This window comes from Streptomyces sp. NPDC002896 (assembly GCF_040295225.1).
GTDB lineage: Bacteria > Actinomycetota > Actinomycetes > Streptomycetales > Streptomycetaceae > Streptomyces.
On the sequence record NZ_JBEOVA010000058.1, the window covers coordinates 1 to 15,032 of the forward strand.

Sequence of the window (15,032 nt, forward strand, 5' to 3'; positions counted from 1 at the left end):
GCTGCCCCAGCCCAGGTCCGGCACCGAAAGCCACAACCGGGAACCGGCTTCGCGCAGCGCGTTGTAGAGATCAAAGAACGTCACGCCGGGTTCGACCGAGGCGGTCGTGGTCACCACGCTGGAGGAGATCCCGAAGAACGCCACCCACTGGTCGCGTAAGTCGATGGCCGAACACAGTGGTCTGTCGAAGTCGACAGTCGGCCGGATCTGGAGGAAGTTCCACCTCAAGCCGCACCTGACGGACACGTTCAAGCTGTCGACAGACCCGTTGTTCGTGGAGAAGGTCTACGACGTCATCGGCCTGTACTTCAACCCGCCCGAGGGTGCGGTGGTGCTGTCGGTGGACGAGAAGTCGCAGATCCAGGCGCTGGACCGGTCCCAGCCGGTGCTGCCGATAATGCCGGGCATGCCCGAGCGGCGTACCCATGACTACGTGCGCAACGGCCTGACCACCTTGTTCGCCGCGTTCGACGTCGCCACCGGCGAGGTCAACTGCGGAGACTACCCGCCCTCGGCTGCCGAGCGGCGGGTGTTTCATTCGCGACGCGCATGCGGCTGGGCTCGCTCCAGCCGGGATGCGCGGCGTGCTAGCCATCCGTATCGCCGGACAGTCGTCCTGCCGGCATGTTCGTCGCCCGCGTGAACGCTCCAACTGGAGCTGGTGGAGCAGCGCATCGCCAAACGTCGCGCCGCGCTACAGGCCCTGCGTCAACGAGCCACCGAGGTCGATCCCGCCGACTGCTGACCGGAGGGGATCTGCACCACCCTCACCCCGCCACCCCTAACGGCGCATGCATCCGACCCCCAGGATAGACACTAAAGTATGTTACTTTAGTCAGGTTCTTTAGTGCTCTGAAGGGGAGACGCCTATGCGCCTGGCCGTGCCTGACCTCGTGTCCAACTCGTACTTCCCCGCGATCGCCGCAGTGGAGCTCGGCTACTTCCGCGACGAAGGGCTCGACACTGACCTGGAGCTGAAGTTCCCGGTCACGGACGCCGCGGCGGCCCTGCGTGACGGGGAGATCGACTTCCTCGCGGGAGCCGCCCACGCCCCGTTCCACGTCGACCCGGAGTGGCGGGAGACCAGGCTGCTCGGGGCGCTCGCCCGAAACATGTACTGGTTCCTGGTCGTTAGAACCGATCTCGAACCGCTCCCCACGAAGGAGAGTCTCGAACTGCTCAAGGGGCTCCGCATCGGGGCGGCCCCCGGGCCCGACCTCGGGCTGCGTGGGCTGCTCGCCGACGCCGGGGTGGACCCCGCCGCGGCCGGGATCACCATCGCGCCCGTGCCCGGCACGGACGCCGCCGACGTCTCCTTCGGCGTGACCGCCGCGCAGGCCCTGGCCGAGGGGCGGATCGACGCCTTCTGGGCCAACGGCATGGGGACCGAGGTCGCGGTGCGCCGGGGCATCGGCAAGGTCGTCCTCGACGCGCGCCGCGACGGCGGCGCACCCGAGCTGTTCACCTTCCCCGCGCTCATGACCTCCCGCCGCCTCGCCGAGGAGCAGCCCGAGACCGCCGCGGCGGCGACGCGCGCGGTGCTGCGCGCGCAGCGCGAACTCCGGGGCGACCTCTCCCTCGCCACCAAGGTCGGCCGGGCGCTCTTCCCCGCCATGGAAGCGGAGCTCATCGCCGAGCTGATCGACCGGGACCTGCCGTACTACGAGCAGGCACTCGATGCGCGGATGCTCAACGGCCTCGCACGGTTCGCCGAGTGGGCCGGCCTTACGCCGTCCGCCCCGGACCTGGCGGCCGTCGTCCCGGAGCAGGCCCGCCGTGTCTGGGACAGCTGACCACCGGATGCAGAGCAGACAGGAGCAGACATGAGAATCGCCCTGATCCAGATCGCCAGCCCGCCCGACGAACCGTCCAAGGACCGCCGGCAGCGGGCAGCCGCCATGGTCGCCGAGGCGGCGCAGGGCGGTGCCGACCTTGTCGTCCTGCCCGAGCTGTGGGCCGCCGGATACTTCGCGTTCGACGCGTACGCCGACGAGTCCGAGCCGAGCGACGGCGCCACCGTCACCGAATTCGGCGCGCTCGCCCGCGACTTGGGCATCCACCTGCACGCCGGAAGCTACGTCGAGCGCCTGCCCGACGGCGGACTGCGCAACACGGCCGTCCTGTTCGGCCCCGACGGCACCGTCCTGCATGACTACAGCAAGATCCATGTGTTCGGGTACAAGTCGCAGGAGGCGCAGCTGCTGCGGCCGGGGGAACGGCTGGCGGCGGCCGACACCCCGTTCGGTCCCATCGCCGCGACCACCTGCTACGACCTGCGCTTTCCCGAATTGTGGCGCCGCATCGTGGACCTCGGGGCGCGGATCGTCGTCGTTCCGGCCGCCTGGCCCGCCGCACGGCTCGCGCACTGGCGGCTGTTCACCTCCGTGCGCGCCGTCGAGGAGCAGGTGCTGGTCATCGCCTGCAACGCGGTGGGCAGCCAGGGCGGAGTGGAGCTCGGCGGCCACAGCCGCATCGTCGACCCGTGGGGCGAGGTCCGAGCCGAGGCCGGAGCGGACGAGGGCATCACGTACTGCGACGTTGACCCCGGCATCGTCCGGTCGGTCCGTGAGGAGTTCCCCGTGCTCGCTGACCGCCTCCCCTCCTACGCCGAACTCTGCACCGATTCCCCTGCCAACAATCCGAGGAGCTGACGTGACCAGCAACCCCCCGCAGCCCGCCGCCGAGGGCCTCGTCCTCACCGTGGCCGGCACCGGCGAGGAACTCCGCCTGACCGACTTCGACCTGGTCGTCGCCGGATACACCGGACGCGACGAGGAATCGGTGCGCAAGCACATCGACGAGCTCGCCGCGATCGGGGTCCCCGCGCCCGACTCGGTGCCCGCCTTCTATCCGATGGAGGCCGAACTGGCCACCCAGAAGGCCGACTTCACGGTCACGGGAACCTACACCTCGGGCGAGGTCGAGCCGGTACTCGTACGCCACGGCGGCAGGCTGTTCCTCGGCGTCGGCTCGGACCACACCGACCGTGACCTGGAGCGCGAGAGCGTCGCGGGATCCAAGGCGGCCTGCCCCAAGCCGCTCTCCACGACCGTCGTGGAGCTGCCCGCGAACGCCGCGTTCGACTGGGACGCCGTACGCGCCGAGTGCTCGGTGGACGGCACCGCCTACCAGCGCGGCACCCTCGAGGCCCTGCGCGTCCCGACCGAGGTGCTCGCCCTCCACGACGCCGCGTCACCCACGGACGAGCACCGCAGTCTGGTCATGTTCTGCGGAACGCTGCCGCTCCTCGAAGGCGAGTTCACTGCCGGCTCCTCCTGGGAGCTCTCGCTGACCCTCTCCGACGGGACCGCGATACGCCACGCGTACACCGTCGCAGTCCCCGCCACCATCTGATCCGTCCCCACCAGAAAGGAGCCGTGCCCGATGGCCAAGCCCGAGTATGAGTTCTTCCCCGCCAAGTCCGTCGAGTTCACGCCGTGCGCGGGCGTCGTCGACAGCCTCGTCGAGCGCGTCCTCGCCCCTGACGCCGCCCACGGCGGCGTCGCCACCCGCATCCTGCACATGCCGCCCGGCACCGACACCACGCCCAACGGCGTGCAGGTCCACGACTTCTGGGAGGAGGTCTACATCATCGAGGGCTCCTTCACGGACACCCGTCTCGGCAAGACCTTCTCCGCAGGTGACTACGCCTGCCGCCCGCCGGGGATGGAACACGGGCCGTGGACGACGGAGGAGGGCGTCACCACCTTCGAGGTCCGCTACCGGGCCTGACGGTCAAGCCGCACGAAAGGCGGGCCCCTGCCGGGAAGGCAGGGCCCGCCTTTCGCTTCCGCGTGCCACGGCTTCGAGTTCGGTACCGTAGTCGGCCCGTCCTCGGCTGCCCCACGTACACGCAAGGGGCCGGTCCGCCGTCGTGCGGCGGAACGGCCCCTTGCGTGTGGCGGTTTTAGGCGGCTTGCGGGCCGTTCACCCCGTACCCGGCCAGTGCGCGGTCGACCAGGGCGGTGGCGCGGTCGAAGTCGTACATCTGGGTCATTCTGCTGCGCACGAGGAACGGCGCGCCCGCGTAGAACATCTCGTACTGCTGGTGGCGGCTGGCGAACTCCGAGCCGACCATGTCCCACACCAGCTTGAGCAGCTTGACGCGCTCCTCGCTGGGCCACCCGGGCGACTGCACGTACCGCTCGAGGTCGGCGCGGGCCTCCGGGTGTCCGTAGTCCGCGGCCGACGACGGGAGCTGGATGACGCCGCCTCCGCACAGGTCCCTCACGAGGCCGAGCAGCTTGGGGTAGAACTCCGACTGGAGGGTCATCGTCGTGTAGCACTCGGCCCGGCCGGGCCAGGCGATGCCGTGCTCGTCGATATCGCAGTTCTGTTCCTGGGCGTAGACCAGCCCGGAGACCATGGAGGCGTGCGCCGCCAGTTCGCCGAGGGTGCCGCGCACGGGTGGGAAGGCGTCCGTGCCGTTCATCTCGGCGATCCGCTTGGCCATGCCGGCGAGTAGGTCCAGCTTGACGGAGAAGCGGATCTGCGCCTGGTTGTTGCCGAGAAGGTGGGCCGGGGTGCGGTTCCACTGGGCGCTGGTGATGTCCAGGTCGCGGTAGACGAAGACGTGCTCCCAGGGCACGAAGACGTCGTCGAGGACGATCAGGGCGTCCGTCTCGTCGAAGCGGCTGGCGAGCGGGTAGTCGTACAGGCTTGTGGCGGCCTCGGCGTAGCCGCGCCGGGAGTAGACCTTGAGGCCCTCGGCGCCGAGCGGGATGGCGACGGAGATCGCGTGGTCCTCGTCGCCGGGGCGCAGGGGGACGATGCAGCTCAGGATGAGGTAGTCGGAGATCGCCGCGCCTGTGCCGAGCATCTGGGCGCCCGCCAGGACGATGCCGTCCTCGCGCTCCTCCTTGACGCCCGCGTACAGGTGCGGGTCGGCCTGTTGGTGGGCGGGCTTGGAGCGGTCGATCTGCGGGGGCACGATCGCGTACGAACAGTAGAGGTCGTTGTCGCGGACGTGCTCGTAGAACCGCACGATGTTGTCGGCGTACCGATCCCCGCCGGCGGCGAAGACGTCCTGGCGGCCCGCCCAACCCGCGAGGAACCCGGCGACGTGCTCGGGACCGCGGCCCATCAGACCGAGGGTGACCTCGGCGGACCTGCGCAGCGCGATGCGGCGGGTGCGCAGGTCGTCCTCGCTGCGGGGGATCAAGAACGAGCGGTTGACGGGCTCGCCGTTCTTCGGCGACCGATAGGTCATCACGTCGGCATTGGCCGGGTCGTGGGCCAGGTCGTAGACCCGGGCTATGGACTCGACGGCTCCCTGGAAGGCCGGGTGGCAGGTGACGTCGGAGACGAACTCGCCGTCGATGAAGACGCGGCGTCCGTCCCGCAGTCCCTCGATGTACTCCTTGCCTGAACGGGTCACGCGTACTCCTTCACAGAGGTTGCCAGCGGTCGTGGCTGGGGTGCGGTGCGCTGCAGCTGCCGGTAGCCGCCCCGGAAGTGCAGCAGCGGTTCCTTTTCGAGCGGTGCGGCGGTGTCCAGGCCGATGGCGCGAACCCGGGCGATGAGGACCGCGTGGGTGCCGGCGGTGACGTCCCGCTCGGTCTCGCAGTCGAGGTAGGCGAGGGCGCCCGCAAGCGCTGGGGCATGCCACTCGGAGTGCTCGGCGAGCCACTCGGGTGCGAGGTACTTGTCGGAGCCGGGGCGCGAGCAGTGGTCGGAGACCTCACGCGCCGCGGCCGCAAGGATGTTGACGCCGAAGCGGCCGGTTGCCGCGACCTGCTCGTAGCTCCTGGTGGAGCGGTTCATGCAGACGAGCACGAGCAGCGGATCGGCGGAGACCGACGAGAACGCCGTGGCGGTCATGCCGAGCGGCCTGCCTTCGTCGTCCCGCAGGGTGATGACGTTGACTCCCGCGGCGAACGATCCCAGTGCCGCCTTGAACCCGGCGGCGTCGCCGGAGACTGGTTGAAGACTCATGGAAACCTCCTCGGGAAATAGTTAACTTCAATACGGTACTTGAGTCAAGTAAATCGGAAGAGTGATCCGCTTCGGCACCCGGGAACGGGCAGTTTTTGGCACTCTGGTGTTGGATATGAGTACCTGTTTCCAGTGTGTTAAGTTCCGGGCCTGAGACGGCGGACAAGGATCGGTGGCTGATGAGCGACGGCATGCGCGCCTACCTGGAGTGGGCTGACCTCGGCGACGGCCGGCGCAAGCGCGAGTTCCAGTCCTACGTGCGCAACGTCGCCGAAGCCCGGTACGTCATGCGGCGCGTCCTGCGTATCGTCGAAGACCGCGCCAAGGAGCATGGTCTAGAACCGCTCGTCCACCAGGCGCTGCTGCAGGTGTACGGATCCGGCAAGGGCGAGGGCATCACTGTCAGCCACCTCGCAAACCGCCTCGACATCGCCGCTGCGTTCGCCTCGCGCATGGTCCGCCGTCTCGAGGAGATGGGGCTCGTGACGCGGGGGGCCTCCGAGACGGACCGGCGCGTCACGATCGTCACCGCCACCTCCGCCGGCGCGGAGAAGCTCGCCGCCATCGACGACGACGTCCACCGCTACGTCGCATTCCTCCAGCACGAAATCGGCGCCGACGAGAAGCACATGGCGCTGTCCGTCTTCGCCTTCTACGTCGGCCTGGACCCGAACTCCGCGGTGGCGCGCGCCATCCGTGCCGAGACGGACAACGGATAGCAGCAAACGCGCCCTGTTCGGCGCATTCATCGCGCGCCGAACAGGGCGTCGGAGGACGTGCGGGGGCCGGGTGTCAGACCCCGGCCGCTGCTATAGCTTCCTGGGGCCGCGGCTGCCGCGCCCGCACGGAGCGCAGTGCCAGTGCGGTCGCGGAGGCGAGCACGGCCGGAACGGCGAAGACGACGAAGTACATCGGGAACGGCAGGTCGAGCGCCAGCAGGTAGCCGCCGATGAGCGGGCCGAGCAGGGCGCCCAGCCGCCCGATACCCAGGGCCCAGCCGAGCCCGGTCGCCCGCGCCTCGATGCCGTACGCGTCCATCACCAGGATGTGCACGGTGTTCTGCCCGCCGATGATCAGCGCCCCCGCGAGTGCGTTGAGGACGTACAGGGCCGCGACGGAACTCGTCAGCCCGAAAAGAACCAGGCACACCCCGCCCGCAGCGAAAGCCGCGGCGAGCACGACGCGGCGGTCCAGGCGGTCGAGGAACCAGCCGATGATGAAGCCGCCGAGCGTCGCCGCCAGCGCCTGCTCGATGGCGTAGCCATAGCTCGTTGCCAGTGACAGGCCGCGGTTCACCAGCAGCGTCACCATCCAGAAGTTCAGCGCGTAGACGACGAACTGGAGGAACAGGTAGAGCAGCGAGATCAGAACCGTCGCCCGCAGGTACCGGGGTCCCCACAGCGACCGGTACCGGCCCTGCTCCGCCTCGCTGTCGTTGACGGCGAAGAAGTCCGCCGGCTTTGAAGACTCGACTGCCTCCCGCATCGAGGGGAACACCTTGCGGACCGTGGCCACCGCGGCGTCGTACCGCCCGCGCGCGGCAAGGTACTGCGGTGTCTCCGGAACGAAGAGGGCGATCAGGAGCGCGACGGCCAGCGCAAGGTAGGAGAGGTGGAACATCGCTCGCCAGCCATGGTCGGGCACGATGAACATGGCCAGGACCGCTGCGACCACGAAGCCGAACGTGAAGCACCCGCCGCAGACCGCGACCACGCGGCCCCGCCGTGCCGCGGGCATGTACTCGCTCACGATAGTGATCGCACCCGGCAGCACACCGCCCATCCCGATGCCCGCGCAGAACCGCAGCGCCGCGAACTGCCAGTAGCTGTCGGCGAATCCGGCGGTCCCCATGCAGAGCGCGAAGATCACCACGCCGACGGCCAGCATGCGTTTGCGCCCCCACCGGTCACTGGCCGCGCCCAGCAGCACGGCGCCGACGAAGAGGCCGATGAACGTGTACGAGGCGAGCCAGCCCGCCTGCACCGACGAGATGTTCCACTCGGCGACGAGCTTGGGCAGCGTGTAGGAGAGGGCCTGCAGGTCGAAGCCGTCGAAGACCACCGCCGTGCAGGCGATGGCCGAAATCGCCGCCGATCTGCGGGATATCGGAGTCTCGGACATACATCGGTCGAACGTCGCTGGTGGCATACGAGCTCCAGGGCAGGAGGGAAGGGCGCGCGGGACGCCCTCGACAAGGCGGGGCGACGCCGCCCCGACACCACATCAGTTATCTGAGTACTTGACTTGAGGACCAGAAATTGTGGGGTGAGGTTAAAACCGCACCTCCAGCCGTGTCAATGGACGCCCTCCGGGCTGCCCGGTCACCGCCCACCGCTGACGAGGAGCCATGCCGTGGCAGACGCAGCCGAGTGTCCCTACGGAGACCTGCGGAATTACGTAAGGACATGGCCGAGCTGGCGACCTTGCACGCGTAGCCGTAGTTCGGGTCTTGCCGAGAGCCTTGGACCGGTTGGGCTGCCAGACACTGGTGACGCGGCCGAGGCTGTCGTACTCGGACTCGGTGACCTTGCCGTTGGTGTCGGTGACCTTGACGGCGCCGCCCGTAGCGAAGAACACGTCAGTGGTGGTCTTGTGGCCCCTGAAGTTGGTGACGCTGCTGGAGGTCAGCGGACCAGACGTCTCCGGAACGTAGGTCGCCTCCGTGACCCGCCAAGGACCGGTGGTCGGTCTTGCTGACCAACAGCTCTTAGCCTCACACCGACATAGCCGCGGTGCGTGCCGTGTTCGCGTTGGCGGCTATATAGACCGGGGGCGAGGCGGGTGCGTCGCGGGACTTCGCCTCCGAAGGACCGCCAGCCGTAGAGAGGCGCCAGTACCTCAGCCGTGACAGCTGCGGCCGCAGACGCCGCTGCCATGGTCTGCTCGGCCCCGGTCGCCGGACCGAGGCCCGGTGGGATGCCCGAGGAGCTCTCCAGACGGGCAGCGGTCCATGCCGGCCACCGACCGCAGAAAGGACTGCTGCGCGTCTTCCGGCTCAGCGGCCTGTGGTGAGCACCGACAGTGCGCTTACGAGGCCATCGGCACCCTGCAGGGGTACCGCCGCTGTGCCGGCAGCTCCGACCCGCAAGCTGTCACCGGCCATCCATCCGAAGGCGCCACGCGGCACGGCAGCGCGGGCGCCACGTCCTGCTCACCGCTCAGCTCGGCTCACGCCTCCATGCACGCCGGGGCGAGACCTCCGGCCGCCGCCAGGTGCAGTCGGCCGCTCGCGGGATCGTGCCGGTGTACCAGGGCATCCAGGCCCCCAGGCGCGTTGTCGCCTGCTGAAGAGCCTCATAGCTCTTTGTATGAAGTTGCAAGCATCTATGGCCCAGGATCACGGTCAGTCGAGGCGAGTCAAGTGTATGCTCTCGCATATGTTTGCGGGGAAGGGTAGGGCGGGACGTGATCTGGACAGCGCGCGGCTGAGGGCGTGGGAGGTGGTCCGGGATGCCAGCGCGCAGGTCGTGCGCAATATCTCTCGCGATCTCGATGAGATCGCCGGGATTCCGCTCGAGTGGTATTCCGTGATCACCAGGCTGACGGAGGCCGGTGGCACCCTTTCCCAGAACGAGCTGCTGCAGCGCTCGCGGTTCAGCCAGAGCGGCGTCAGCAGGCTGGCCAAGAGGATGGAGGAAGAGGGTCTGGTCGAGCGTCGGCCCTCGGAGCACGACCGACGGAACCTGGACGTCGTACTGACCGAGCACGGGCAGGACGTCTTCCTCCGGGTGCTGGCGGTGCACCACTCATCGGTGCAGAAACACTTCGGCTCGCGCCTTTCCGACGAAGAAGCGGCCGCGCTGACCGCCCTGATGCGCAAGGTGCTCGACGGGCCGGAGGTCGAAGAAGAGGTCAACGAAAACCTCGAGCAGTTGTTGCCGTTCGGGGAAACCGTGCTCGCCGTGACGTCCGAATCGACGTCCCTTCGAGACATCGCGGCCACCCGGGAGGCACTCGAACTCCCCCTTCTGCTCGACGCGGCCCGGCACATGACGCCACCCGTCCTGAACGACCTCCAAGCGCACGTCTTGAGCATGTCGCGGCTGATCGACGAGCCGGAGGAGTTCTTCCGGGCTGACTGGGAACTGCACCGGCAGATCGCGGTCTGCTGCCAGAACGACGTTCTGCGGACGCTCTACCTCAGCCTGCTCGACGCGATCGCATCGCATCTGAAGCGCGTTGTGCCGACGCACAATCTCCGCCAGTACCTGTACGAGCGTCTCGCGATCCACGCGCGCATCGTCGATGCAGTGGCGAGCGGGGAGCCAGAACTGGTCAAGGCGGCGGTGGAAGCCCACGACTACACTTCGTCCCAGCTTTACGCGGCGATGGTCTACTCCGACGACCGGCTCCCACTCGACTCGTAGCGAGCCGAGCGGGAGACGGGTTGGGGTCCCCCCGACAGGGCTGTCGGGACGGAGATTCACCCGTCGCCGAAGAGGTACTCATCCCCGAGTTCGAGCATCAGAGTGACTCTGGTCGAGTCATCCAGGGCGCGAGTGATATGGCCCTTCCCTGTGGTGTCTTCCACGAGAATGATCTGTCCAGGAGGTACCGCCCGCCGTTCTCCTGTGCTGACTTCTATCTCGACCTCGCCGGACAGTGGCACGATCAGTTGGCGTTGCGGTGCGTTGTGCGGTGTCGTGGTCGGGGCCTCCTCCTCCACCCGTCGCCAGACCGCGCCGCGCACCGCTATTTCCTCCGACCACCAGGCAACAGACGTCGACACGTCGGAACGCCGACGCCGGCCTGGTATCCGGATCTCCTCGAAATGACTCTCGCCTGCGGCATCGCTGTATACACGGAGAATGACCGGCTGGGTGTTTCGGTCTGCCACCTCAACTTCTGCCGCGAAGCCGGCGCGTGAATGCTCCGCGCCGGAGGGCTGCACACCGCTTCGGGCGTTGTCCAGATCTTCCGCCACGCTTGTCTCCTCTCGTCAAAGTCGTTCGACAGTCGGCATGAGTTGGACAGGCTGCCCACGTTCGCTGTCCGGCCGTGCAGCGTGGAGAGCGCAGATCGCGGAGGAACCGGGGCTGAGGCCGGGACCAGTCATCGCGCGGTGCCGACTCAGTGCGGGGCGAAGCCGCTGCTCGCCGCTCGTCTCTCCATGTCGACCGCGGCTCCGGGCAGCTGGCTCAGGTGAGCCTCGGCCACCTGCCCCGCGCTCAGAACATCGATCCCCGGGTGCTCGATAGCGTTCTCCAGTACTCGACGCATCGCCGCCATGCGCTCCGGGTCGACCCCGGTAACGAATGGATGGATGATCAGCGTGACCAGCCCGCCTCGATCCGCGGCCGCCTCGGTGAGTTCCATCCAGTCTTCGGCGACCTGGCCGGGCGTTCGCGGGCCGTCGGGTCGCATCTCGTACTGCCAGAAGTCGATCATGTCCCAGGTCCACGGGATGCACACGAGTCCACTCGACAGCGAGGTGATCGCGGGCGTGGTGCCCGGCGCGCCGCTCTTGGCGTCGATGCTGCTGTCGATCCGGTACCCGAGGTCGCTCAGTACTTCGAGAGTGCAACTGCCCCGGTAGCCGCCGGGCGCTCGGAAGGCGACCGGATCGAAACCCGCCAGTCGCAGGGCTGCCGTGCCGTCCCACAACAGCTGTTCACGTGCTCGGTCGTCGAGCTCCTCCGCCCAGCGTTCGTGTACCCATCCGTGCAGCCCGATCTCGTGACCTGCCGAGGCGATCCGCTCGATCACGTCGGGGTGATGCAAGGCGTTCCAGCCCTCGACGAAGAAGGTCGACCGCAGACGCAGTTCGGCGAACAGTTCGAGGAAAGCTGGTACGCCCCACCGGAGTCCGGGCTCGTCCGGGTCGGGGTGGGCCGCACGCTGTCGGCCGACCGCGAGCGCCATGCCGAGGTTGTCGACGGTCAGGCAGAGCGTGCCCCGTCGGGTAGAGACAGCTGACATGCAGTTCTCCTTGCCTCTTGCTGGGCGATCCGGTGCTGGAGTCCGTCGGAGATCGCTGCTGCATGTCCAGCGTGTGAACGACCAGTGACTGCGCATAGCACCCAATTGCGTGCGAACGATAGCACGCATGCATGCAAGCTGGTAGCTATCGGAGCTATTGTATGCCGCCGCACGCATTGGTAGCTTCCCTCTTCAGCGGTCTGCCTGACCTGGGTGCCGCCGATCTCGTTATGTGCGACGACGCCACCCCGGGAGGTCCGCAAGCAGTGCGGTAGGGGAGGGCGGCGGTTAAGGAGTGATCGTGGACATCGGTCAACGTGCTCATGAGTTACCGCGGTTCATGGGGCGACGCGGCCCGCGCTGAGGAGCGCGGTTCTCCAGGTGGGCTTCGCGGATCCTTCATCGTTGGCGACCCGTAGGCGGCGATGGCGCTGAAAGCCGAGCGCGCATCGACCCTCCGGATCAGGGGCGATGCTACGGATCGCAGGCGACCGTGACGCCGCTCCCTGCGTCAATGGGATCGCCACCGTGAATCGGCGGCCCGGGGCCGCGCTCTCCTTGGAGTGATCCCAGGGAGTACTGCGGCGGCTGGAGGTTGCAGGGCTTCGCAATGTGTCCTCAACCGCCGTGCCGTCTGATGTGCGGCGGCGTCACGGAATCGCGCGGGCGAGGCCGCTCAGCCGCTCGATACGAAGCAGTCGTACACAGGGGCAAAACCGACATCATGAATCCCACAACAATGAGGAGCCATACAGACATGGACGACGGTAAGAAACTTCCCGGATACGTTTCGCTGGACGAAATCGGGAACGGAGCGCCCTATGTGCTCAGGGCCGGGGAGGGCGAGCACATCGCTGTCCGCAGCAGCCTCAGGACCTTGCTCACCCGCAAGGAAGACACCGCAGGCAACATGGGCATGACGTACTGCGAGGGCGACACCGCCCCGCCCACACCTCCTCATTTCCACCACGACACGACCGAGGGTGTCTACGTCCTCAGCGGTGTCCTTCGTGTCTGGCAGGACGACCGCAAGGGCACGCGGATAGTCACCGATCTCCACCCGGGTGATTACGGTCTGCTGCCGACCGGTTGGGCCCACTCGTGGGCGTTCGCCGCCCCCAAGACCCGTTTCCTCGCGTTCTACGCACCAGGTGGCTTCGAAGGCACCCTCCACTATCTCGATCCTCACGGGGCCCCCACCGCCCAGCAGTTGAGTGACACCGAGAAGCGCTTCGACGTCGTCTGGATGCCCGACTATCCCCTCGTCCACGAATCCGAGCAGACCGGCGCATAGCACGGCCGGCCCGGTGGACGCCGAACCGCGGGACAGCGCGGTGGCATTCGCACAAGGAGTCGCGGCAGGCGAACACCCCTCGCCTTTCCCGCCCGCTTCTGGCCGGGCTGCGACGACGAGGGCCGTAGGACGTCACCTCGCGCAACAGCGACCCCGGGGTGGGCTCGGCGGGTCTCACCCGGCATTACCCGCCGAAGAACGGAACCACCATTGAGCCCGCCGGGACACGGCGGCGGCGCCAGTCCACGCGTTCTTCGGACGAATCGCTCGATCGGCAGCAGAGAAGGCAGCACAAGGTCCACGACGGACCCCACCTGACCGGACGGTCCTGCTCCTGGTGCGGTGAGGCGATCGCGCGGCGGTACCAGGAGCAGGAGTCACTCTCCCATCACACGGCTGTCCCATCAGGACGGCCGGACACCACTACGGCCCTGACCCGGGCAACGGGTCGTCCTCCTTCACGAAAGCAGAACAGCCATGTCCATGTCGCACGCCAAAGACGACGCGCGCATGCGAGCGCGTGAAGCTCGTCGAGTTGTCCTGGCCACGTTCATCGGTACCACGCTGGAGTGGTACGACTTCTTCGTCTACGCGCTCTGCGCGGTGCTGGTGTTCGGTCCGCTGTACTTCCCCACTGGAGACCCGGTGGTCGGGCAACTGGGAGCCATGGCGACGTTCACCGTGGGCTTCGTGGCACGTCCGCTCGGCGGCATCATCGCCGGACACTTCGGTGACCGGATCGGCCGAAAGCGGATGCTCGTCGTGACGCTCGTGATCATGGGCATCTCGACCGTCTGTGTGGGTCTGGTGCCGACCTACGCCCAGATCGGGGTGTGGGCTCCGGCTCTGCTGGTGCTCCTGCGCATCGTCCAGGGCCTCGCCATGGGAGGCGAGTGGGGCGGTGCCGTCTCGATGGCCATCGAGCACGCACCGCCGAACCGCAGAGCTCTCTACGCCTCCGCGCCGGCAGTCGGGCCCGCGTTCGCGCTGGTGCTGTCCAATCTCGTCCTGATCGGGCTGGAGACAGCCACCGGGGACGCCTTCACCGTCTGGGGCTGGCGGATCGCCTTCGTCAGCAGCGTGATCCTCATCGTGATCGGTCTGATGGCCCGGCGAAAGCTGAGTGAGAGCCCCCTGTTCGAGGCCTCCGTCGCCCACGAGCCGGAGGCAGTGCCCGTGCTGGAGGTTCTTCGCTCGCACGGCGGCACTCTGCTTAAGACCCTGATCGTCGCCGGTGTGCCGGGGATCTCCACCTACATAGTGCAGACGTACTCGCTGACCTACGGGACGAGTGCCGTCGGCTACAGCCGGTCCTCGCTGCTGTGGATCGCCATGACGTGCGGTGTGGTCGCCGTCCCCGCCGTGATCTACTTCGCGCGGCTCGCCGACCGCTTCGGTCTCAGGCCGGTGCTCGTGACGGGGGCCGCCATGCAGGGGATCACGGCGTTGCTCCTGTTCCCGCTGTTCGACTCCGGCAACCTCATGCTCGCCGCTCTCGGGGGCGTGCTGGTGGTCACCTCCAGCTGCCTCTCGTTCAGCTGCATACCGGCGCTGCTGACCGAGAACTTCCCACCGAAGATCCGGTACACGGGCATCTCGCTGGCCTATCAGCTCGGCTCCATCGTGGGGGGTGGGCTCGCACCCATCATCGCGACGGCCATCTTCACCGAGAGCGGGAAGTCGTGGCTCATCGGGGCCTACATGGCGGCGGCGAACATCGTGGCCCTGCTGTCCATGATGCTGCTGCGCAAGAAGCCCGCGTGGCAGCTGAACACCACGGAGAGCCCAGCAGGTGCGCTGCCCGCCCAAGCCGACGGCAGCGACCTCGTGGGCGATGCGCCGGCATCCGGCAGCGTGACCGGAACAGCACATCTGAACTGACCGA

13 protein-coding genes and 1 pseudogene are annotated in these 15,032 nt (G+C 67.8%); 9 read left to right on the forward strand and 5 right to left on the reverse strand.

Features of this window, described 5'->3' with window-relative positions:
* Positions 1 to 97: 97 nt before the first annotated feature.
* The 5 genes and pseudogenes from ABT009_RS44740 to ABT009_RS44760 form a co-directional block, all read left to right on the forward strand.
* Positions 98 to 490, forward strand: a pseudogene (locus ABT009_RS44740) (transposase); the annotation flags it as partial.
* 391 nt (positions 491 to 881) lie between these two features.
* Positions 882 to 1,793 (forward strand): ABC transporter substrate-binding protein, encoded by a 912-nt coding sequence (locus tag ABT009_RS44745; RefSeq protein ID WP_351308308.1) that lies wholly within the window; start codon positions 882 to 884, stop codon positions 1,791 to 1,793.
* A gap of 30 nt (positions 1,794 to 1,823) precedes the next feature.
* The gene (locus tag ABT009_RS44750; RefSeq protein ID WP_351308311.1) at positions 1,824 to 2,651 is read left to right on the forward strand and encodes a carbon-nitrogen family hydrolase; all 828 of its coding nucleotides are present in this window, start codon (positions 1,824 to 1,826) and stop codon (positions 2,649 to 2,651) included.
* Position 2,652: 1 nt separating this feature from the next.
* On the forward strand, positions 2,653 to 3,354 hold the full coding sequence (locus ABT009_RS44755) for a DUF2848 family protein (protein ID WP_351308314.1): 702 nt from the start codon (positions 2,653 to 2,655) through the stop codon (positions 3,352 to 3,354).
* Positions 3,355 to 3,384: 30 nt separating this feature from the next.
* Positions 3,385 to 3,732: a cupin domain-containing protein gene (locus ABT009_RS44760; protein WP_351308317.1), complete on the forward strand. Its 348-nt coding sequence runs from the start codon at positions 3,385 to 3,387 to the stop codon at positions 3,730 to 3,732.
* A gap of 175 nt (positions 3,733 to 3,907) precedes the next feature.
* Here ABT009_RS44760 and ABT009_RS44765 read toward each other — a convergent pair whose 3' ends face one another.
* Together ABT009_RS44765 and ABT009_RS44770 are read right to left on the reverse strand one after the other, a co-directional pair.
* A complete protein-coding gene (locus ABT009_RS44765; protein ID WP_351308320.1) occupies positions 3,908 to 5,377 on the reverse strand; it encodes a 4-hydroxyphenylacetate 3-hydroxylase family protein in 1,470 nt (489 codons plus the stop codon).
* The gene (locus tag ABT009_RS44770; RefSeq protein WP_351308322.1) at positions 5,374 to 5,934 is read right to left on the reverse strand and encodes a flavin reductase family protein; all 561 of its coding nucleotides are present in this window, start codon (positions 5,932 to 5,934) and stop codon (positions 5,374 to 5,376) included. The genes ABT009_RS44765 and ABT009_RS44770 overlap by 4 nt, the downstream gene beginning before the upstream one ends.
* A 179-nt stretch (positions 5,935 to 6,113) precedes the next feature.
* Between ABT009_RS44770 and ABT009_RS44775 the strand changes: the two genes are divergently transcribed.
* Complete coding sequence (locus tag ABT009_RS44775) at positions 6,114 to 6,653, forward strand: MarR family winged helix-turn-helix transcriptional regulator (protein WP_351308325.1); 540 nt, start codon at positions 6,114 to 6,116, stop codon at positions 6,651 to 6,653.
* Between the two features lie 73 nt (positions 6,654 to 6,726).
* Here ABT009_RS44775 and ABT009_RS44780 read toward each other — a convergent pair whose 3' ends face one another.
* Complete coding sequence (locus tag ABT009_RS44780; protein WP_351308328.1) at positions 6,727 to 8,055, reverse strand: MFS transporter; 1,329 nt, start codon at positions 8,053 to 8,055, stop codon at positions 6,727 to 6,729.
* A gap of 1,319 nt (positions 8,056 to 9,374) precedes the next feature.
* Between ABT009_RS44780 and ABT009_RS44790 the strand changes: the two genes are divergently transcribed.
* Entirely contained in the window at positions 9,375 to 10,301 is a 927-nt protein-coding gene (locus ABT009_RS44790) for an FCD domain-containing protein (protein WP_351308334.1), read from the forward strand.
* A gap of 56 nt (positions 10,302 to 10,357) precedes the next feature.
* Here the strand turns inward: ABT009_RS44790 and ABT009_RS44795 are convergent, their stop codons facing one another.
* Positions 10,358 to 10,858 (reverse strand): cupin domain-containing protein, encoded by a 501-nt coding sequence (locus ABT009_RS44795; RefSeq protein WP_351308337.1) that lies wholly within the window; start codon positions 10,856 to 10,858, stop codon positions 10,358 to 10,360.
* 146 nt (positions 10,859 to 11,004) lie between these two features.
* Entirely contained in the window at positions 11,005 to 11,853 is an 849-nt protein-coding gene (locus ABT009_RS44800; RefSeq protein ID WP_351308340.1) for a polysaccharide deacetylase family protein, read from the reverse strand.
* A gap of 757 nt (positions 11,854 to 12,610) precedes the next feature.
* Between ABT009_RS44800 and ABT009_RS44805 the strand changes: the two genes are divergently transcribed.
* Positions 12,611 to 13,147: a quercetin 2,3-dioxygenase gene (locus ABT009_RS44805; RefSeq protein ID WP_351308343.1), complete on the forward strand. Its 537-nt coding sequence runs from the start codon at positions 12,611 to 12,613 to the stop codon at positions 13,145 to 13,147.
* A 510-nt stretch (positions 13,148 to 13,657) separates the two neighbouring features.
* A complete protein-coding gene (locus tag ABT009_RS44810) occupies positions 13,658 to 15,028 on the forward strand; it encodes an MFS transporter (protein WP_351308345.1) in 1,371 nt (456 codons plus the stop codon).
* The last annotated feature ends 4 nt before the right edge of the window (positions 15,029 to 15,032 follow it).

Bases quoted from the DNA above. Each gene is read 5' to 3' on its own strand.
- ABT009_RS44750 (WP_351308311.1), top strand. From the start codon at position 1,824: ATGAGAATCGCCCTGATCCAGATCGCCAGCCCGCCCGACGAACCGTCC.
- ABT009_RS44760 (WP_351308317.1), top strand. From the start codon at position 3,385: ATGGCCAAGCCCGAGTATGAGTTCTTCCCCGCCAAGTCCGTCGAGTTC.
- ABT009_RS44770 (WP_351308322.1), bottom strand. From the start codon at position 5,934: ATGAGTCTTCAACCAGTCTCCGGCGACGCCGCCGGGTTCAAGGCGGCA.
- ABT009_RS44775 (WP_351308325.1), top strand. From the start codon at position 6,114: ATGAGCGACGGCATGCGCGCCTACCTGGAGTGGGCTGACCTCGGCGAC.
- ABT009_RS44780 (WP_351308328.1), bottom strand. From the start codon at position 8,055: ATGTCCGAGACTCCGATATCCCGCAGATCGGCGGCGATTTCGGCCATC.
- ABT009_RS44800 (WP_351308340.1), bottom strand. From the start codon at position 11,853: ATGTCAGCTGTCTCTACCCGACGGGGCACGCTCTGCCTGACCGTCGAC.
- ABT009_RS44805 (WP_351308343.1), top strand. From the start codon at position 12,611: ATGGACGACGGTAAGAAACTTCCCGGATACGTTTCGCTGGACGAAATC.
- ABT009_RS44810 (WP_351308345.1), top strand. From the start codon at position 13,658: ATGCGAGCGCGTGAAGCTCGTCGAGTTGTCCTGGCCACGTTCATCGGT.